Below are 6,247 nucleotides of genomic sequence, written 5' to 3'. Positions count from 1 at the left end.
GTTACAGACGGCGGCCATTTTATCCTCGATGCATCTTTTGGCCGCATTCCGGATACAAGAGCGCTTTCGAATGCTCTCCACGCCATTCCGGGCGTTGTCGAGCATGGTCTTTTCATCGGGCTGGCTTCAGCGGCCATCATCGCCGGCGGCGACGGCATCCAAACCGTCCATGCCGCCCGAAAACCAGGGAGTTCTACCGATCATGACGTTGCATAACCGGGTTCGCAGCCTTTCCGTCCTTCTGGCGGCCTCGGCCGTTTTCGCCTTTTCTTCGCCGGCGTTTTCGCAGGATGTCACGGAATCGCACCTGAAGGCCGCCCGCGCGGCGGTCGCTGCGATCCACGCGACCGACCCGTTCGACAACATCCTGCCGCAGGCAGCCGCAGCGCTCGAATCGCAGCTGATCCAGAAGAACCCGGACATGCAGGAACTGATCGGCAAGACGATCAGCGAGAAGGCGCTGGCGCTGGCCTCGCGCCGCGCCGATCTCGAGAAGGAAGCCGCACTCGCCTACGCAAAAGTGTTCTCCGAAAAGGAACTGACCGACATCGCCGCCTTCTACAATTCCGATTCGGGCAAGAAGCTGCTCGATAGCGGCCCGACGGTGACCCGCGAACTGGTCAAGGCAGCCGACATCTGGCAGAACGGCCTCGGCCGCGATCTCGCCCAGCAGGTCGGCGAAACGCTGGCCGCAGCCGCCAAGGCAAAGGCGCAGGCTGCACCTGCCGCGCCCGCCGCCGGAGCCGCCGCTCCGGCCGATGGCGCAGCGCCCGCCGATGGCGCGGCCCCTGCGGACAACAACTGACCCCGCATTTTCAATGGCCTTGCGGCCTCCCGCGAAAGCCCGGCCTGTCCGGGCTTTTCTTTTGACGGTTTGCGGCCTACCTGTCTGACACATTTCTGAAGCCTGGGAGCCGCGTCATGGCTGGTTACGACTACGATCTTTTCGTCATCGGCGGCGGTTCGGGCGGGGTGAGGGCGGCGCGTGTCGCCGCGGCACTCGGCAAGCGTGTCGGCATCGCCGAGGAATACCGCTATGGCGGCACCTGCGTCATCCGCGGCTGCGTGCCGAAAAAGCTCTATGTCTATGCCTCGCAATTTCCCGAGCATTTTGCCGACGCCGCCGGCTATGGCTGGACGGTGCCGGAAGCCAGCTTCGACTGGCAGACGCTGGTCGCCAACAAGGATCGCGAGATCAGCCGGCTGGAGGCCATCTACGTCAGGAACGTCGAGGGCGCCGGCGGCGAGACCTTCCATTCGCGCGCCATGATCGTCGATCCGCATGTCGTGCATCTTCTGGGCGAGGATCGCACCGTCACAGCAGACCAGATCCTGATTGCTACCGGCGGCCGCCCGGCGGCGCATCCGGCGCTGCCCGGCCATGAACATTGTATCTTTTCCAACGAGGCTTTCGACCTCAAGAAACTGCCCAAGGCGATCATGATCGAGGGCGGCGGCTACATCGCCGTCGAGTTCGCCAACATTTTTCACGGTCTCGGCGTCGACACCACGCTGGTCTATCGCGGCAAGGAGATCCTGAGCCGGTTCGACATGGACCTACGGCGCATGCTGCACGAGACGATGGAAAAGAAGGGGATAAGGATCCTCTGCCATTCCGTGTCCGAATGGATCCGCAAGCGGCCGGACGGCCGGCTCGACGCGCTCGTCAGCGGCGGCGAGGTGCTGACCGTTGACCAGGTGATGCTGGCCATCGGCCGCATTCCCAACACCGAGAATATGGGCCTGGAAGGCATCGGACTGGAGATGACCAAGACTGGCGCCATCGCCGTCGACCAATATTCCCGCACCAACATCGACAACGTCTGGGCGATCGGCGACGTCACCAACCGCGTGCAGCTGACGCCGGTGGCGATCCATGAGGCGATGTGCTTCATCGAAACCGCCTTCAAGGGAAATCCGACCGCGCCCGATCACGAGACGATCGCGACCGCTGTCTTTTCACAGCCGGAGATCGGCACTGTCGGATTGTCGGAGGACGACGCCGTCAAGCGCTTCCCCGACATCGAGATCTACCGCGCGACATTCCGGCCGATGCGGCACACCCTGTCCGGGCGCGACGAGAAGATGCTGATAAAGCTGGTGGTCGATGGCGCGTCGAAAAAAGTGCTTGGCGCCCACATATTGGGGCCGGATGCCGGCGAGATGGCGCAGCTGCTCGGCATCCCGCTGAAGGCCGGCCTGACCAAGGACGATTTCGACCGTACGATGGCCGTGCATCCGACAGCGGCGGAAGAACTGGTCACCATGTACAAGCCGACCTATCGCGTGAAGGACGGCGAGCGCGTCGATTGACGGCAAATCCGGGTTGAGGAACTCCGCCGCGGCAAGGTCATGCCACGGCGGAGATAGTCGCTACAGAAGCGTGCCGCGCAGGATCACCAGCGCCACCGAAAAGTAGATCACCAGCCCGGTGACATCGACCAGCGTGGCGACGAACGGCGCCGATGCGCTGGCCGGGTCGAAGCCGATACGTTTCAAGGCGAACGGCAGCATCGACCCCGACAGCGAACCGAAGGTGACGATGCCGACCAGTGCAGCCCCCACCGTGGTAGCGATCAGCGGCCAGTGCGGGCCATAATCGTAGAAGCCCATATACTGCCACAGCGCGATGCGGCAGACGCCGACCACGCCGAGCATGGCGCCCAGCACCAAGCCGGTGGGCAGCTCGCGCAGCGCCACCCGCCACCAGTCGCCAAGACCGATCTCGCGCAACGCCAGCGCGCGGATGACCAGCGAGGTCGCCTGCGAGCCGGAATTGCCGCCGGAGCTCATGATCAGCGGGATGAACAGCGTCAGCACGATCGCCTTCTCCAACTCGCCCTCATAGCTCTGCATTGCGTTGGCCGTCAGCATCTCCGAGATGAACAGCGCGCACAGCCAGCCGCCGCGTTTCTTGATCATGGCGAGGAAGCTCATCTTCATGTACGGCTCGTCCAGCGCCTCCATGCCGCCGAAACGGTGCGCGTCCTCGGTCGTCTCCGCGACCATCGTGTCGATGATGTCGTCGATGGTGACGATGCCGAGGATCTTGCCATGGTCGACGACCGGAAGGGCGAGCAGATCGTATTTGGAGATCGTCTGCGCCAGGGTTTCGCGATCGGTCAGCGGGCCGACCGTCACCGGAAGGTGATCCGGCGCCACCGTCATGATCGGATCGTCAGGCTCACCGGTGATCAGCCGGCGCAGGCCCGTCGAGCGCACGAGCAGGTGCGTCTGCGGATCGACGATATAGATCGCGTAGACGGTTTCGCGTGTCCGCTCGACCTTGCGGATGTAGTCGAGCGTCTGCCCGACGGTCCAGTCCGAGGGCACGCTGACGAACTCCGTCGTCATGATCGATGCGGCGCTGCCTTCGGGATAGCCGAGGATGGAGAGCAGGGTTGCGCGCAGCGGCGGCGCAAGCCCGCCAAGCAGCTCGGAACGGGCCGGCTCCTCCAGCTCGCGCAGGATGTCGGCGGCCCGGTCGACCGACATGGCAGTGAGCAGCTTGCCCGCCTTGGCGCGCGGCAGCGCTTCCATGAGTTCGGACGCGCCGTCGAGTTCCGGCTGGTCGAATATCTCGACCAGACGTTCGAACGTCACTTCACAGAGCAGTTCCGTCGCGGTCTCTCGAGGCTCCCTGTTGAGGGCCTCGACAATGTCGGCGACGTGATCGTTGGCTAGGATACGGGCAATCGCGACGGCTTCGTCGCTTGCCACTGTGGTAATTTCGTTCATGGCTCACTCCTTGCCGTCCGGCAGGACATGAACCATGTGAGGTCACGTCAGGGCGGACGGCTGTTGCGTTCGACTGTGACTGTCGCCAGGCATGGCGCGGTGACCTTTCCGCTTGCGGGTTCGCGTTTTTACTATCTGCAAGCGGGCGCAACATAGGAGCGCGCCTTGCCGTGTCAATCGCGGTGAGGAGGGAAAATGCCGACGAGCGGCCAAGATCGCGAGACTGTGATCGCCGACCCCCGTTCGCCTCGGCAGACCGGGGTGGAATAGCCGTTATTTCTGCTTCAGCCGGCGCGAGAAGCGCAGCCACTTGTCTTCGACCGGCCTTGGGACCGGCCTTGGCTGCACGAGAATGGTGGTGAGCTCGGCGGGCAGGGTCGGAACCAGCGGCTTCTTGGTGGCGACGCCGTCGGCGATCGCGACGATGCTGTGATAGAATTCGCTGCCGGTCATCGATCTCGGCGCAACCGCCTCGTGCATGACGCTGATCACGGTGACATCGGGGCAATTGTCCTTGATGGCCTGGTGGAAGGCGACCTTGCCATCGGGGTCGAGCGCGCCGGTCGCCTCGTCGAGGAACAGCAGCCCCGGCTGCTGCAGCACGATGCGAGCCACCACCAGCTTCTGCTTCTGGCCGCCCGACAGCACCTGGTCCCAGCTTTTGCCTTCGCGGCTTTCGTCGGCCATGTGCTCGATGAAGTCGCCGAGCCCGGCCTTGTGCAGCGCCGACGCCACCTGCGCGTCGCCATGGTCGTGCTCGGAGCCCGGCAGGCAGACCAGTTGCTTCAGCGACACGGGCTGCAGCTTGACCTCCTGGGCGGCATAGAAACTCTTCACGCCTTCGGGGAAGACGATGGTGCCGCGGCCATAGGGCCACAGGCCGTTGATCGCCTTGATCAGCGAGGTCTTGCCGCAGCCGGACTCGCCCTTCAGGAAAGTCCATTCGCCGCGCCGGAAGCGCAGATTGGCGGCGCTGAGGAAGGGCGTCGCATCCTCGCCTTGATGCGCCAGTTCGAGCTTCTGGATGGTCAAGCCGAAAACCGGGTTCTGGCTGGTGTAGTGGAAATCGGAGCGGCCGGTCTGGCTGTAGAATTCCTGCGGATGCTGGACATTCTCGATCGCGTTGGCCAGTTCGGTGACACGCTGGCTGTTGGCGCGCAACGTGGCGATGGCGGGCATGACGTGGATGAACCACGAACACTGGCCGATCAGAGAATTGACCAGCTCGGAGCCGGTTATATAGCCCTTCAGATCGAGGCGGTTGTGGATGAACGGCACGAGGCCCGGTCCATAGGCGACAATGCGCGCGCCGATGAAATTATAGATCAGCTCGAACGACATATAGACGGTGTTGACGATGTTCAGCCGCGTCCAGGTGCCGTCGATATCGACATAGAGCCGGCCATGCATGGTCCTTTGCACGCCTTCGCCCTGAGACGCCGCGACATGGAAGGAGCGGCGCAGGAACGTCGTCAGCTCGCCGCGATAGCTGCCTTCGGCCTTCTGCATCCTGACGTTGAGGCGCTCGAGCAGGCCGCCGAGCTTGACGGCGATCCATGTGTTCAGCGGCACATAGGTGGCGACGGCCAGGAAGGCGAGGATGGCGCTGCCATAGCTGCCGAGGAACTCCAGCCCCTTCACCTCGACGGAGTTTTCGAGCAGCTTCTGGCCGACGAAAAAGAGCGAGGTGGCGACGGCCAGTACGCCCATGGCGAGCCCGATGGCGCCCCCGGTCATGTCCTTGATGGATTCCTGGACACGCTGGTCGATGTTGTCGGGGGCCGGTGCGCCGCTGCCGGTCGATGCATGCTGGGCATGGAAATGCGTATGGTTGCCATCCAGCAGCGCTTCATTGAAGCGGCTGTCCAGCCAACCGCGCCATTTGCGGTGCAATGTCGCCGAGACAAGATTGCGGATGCCGGTGAAGCCAGCGTCCTTGAGTACGACCAGCAGCACGAGGACGCCGGCATTGACCAGCAGCGAGCGAAGCGGCGTGGTGTTGGCGGCGTCATGGAAGAAGGCGATCGAATTGACCAGTTCGCCGGAGGCTTCGGCGAACCAGACACCGGCCTTGCTAGACAGCGCGGTGAGCACCGCGATCACCAGCGTCAGCGTCCAGGCTTCCTTCCAGCGGTCGGAAACCCAGTAGGCCCGCATCAAGCCCCAGAAGCTGCGCATCGACGACACCGGCGTCAGAAGCGATCGCCCTGCGGCATCGCGAGGTGTTTTTTCCGGTACTGACTCTTGCGATGGTCTACCGACCCGAATCACGATCCCGCCCAAACCTTTTTTCTTTTGTTACGGATGGTAACACCAATTGATCATTTTCCATTAATTTAAAACCGGCCCGACCGGATTGCCCCGGCAGCCGTTGCCGTGAGGCAACAGATTACACGCTGAAATATAGCGACAACGGTCGGCAATAATCAAAATATCGATATTGATTTCAGATACTTGATCTTCAATAAAATGCCGTCGATGGAGCTTCCCCTGGGGAAGGCTTTCACAC

Annotated in this window: 5 protein-coding genes; 3 read left to right on the top strand and 2 right to left on the bottom strand. The window is 62.9% G+C overall.

The annotated features are described in order from the left end of the window. The 3 genes from EN984_RS18680 to gor form a co-directional block, all read left to right on the top strand. A partial coding sequence (locus EN984_RS18680) for a ribose-5-phosphate isomerase A (RefSeq protein ID WP_206517444.1) occupies positions 1–216 on the top strand: 216 nt, incomplete at its 5' end. After that, positions 203–805 (top strand): DUF2059 domain-containing protein, encoded by a 603-nt coding sequence (locus EN984_RS18675; protein WP_127318742.1) that lies wholly within the window; start codon positions 203–205, stop codon positions 803–805. The genes EN984_RS18680 and EN984_RS18675, both read left to right, overlap by 14 nt. A 116-nt stretch (positions 806–921) precedes the next feature. Next, positions 922–2,313: a glutathione-disulfide reductase gene (gene gor / locus EN984_RS18670; RefSeq protein ID WP_127271266.1), complete on the top strand. Its 1,392-nt coding sequence runs from the start codon at positions 922–924 to the stop codon at positions 2,311–2,313. A gap of 60 nt (positions 2,314–2,373) precedes the next feature. Here gor and mgtE read toward each other — a convergent pair whose 3' ends face one another. Both mgtE and EN984_RS18660 read right to left on the bottom strand, forming a co-directional pair. Beyond that, entirely contained in the window at positions 2,374–3,738 is a 1,365-nt protein-coding gene (gene mgtE / locus EN984_RS18665) for a magnesium transporter (RefSeq protein ID WP_127272641.1), read from the bottom strand. A 273-nt stretch (positions 3,739–4,011) separates the two neighbouring features. Continuing rightward, entirely contained in the window at positions 4,012–5,916 is a 1,905-nt protein-coding gene (locus EN984_RS18660) for an ABC transporter ATP-binding protein/permease (RefSeq protein ID WP_164749012.1), read from the bottom strand. Between the last annotated feature and the right edge of the window lie 331 nt (positions 5,917–6,247).

It is taken from the genome of Mesorhizobium sp. M7A.F.Ca.CA.004.12.1.1 (assembly GCF_003997835.1).
Classification (GTDB): domain Bacteria; phylum Pseudomonadota; class Alphaproteobacteria; order Rhizobiales; family Rhizobiaceae; genus Mesorhizobium.
This window is presented reverse-complemented; position numbering and strand designations above follow the sequence as displayed.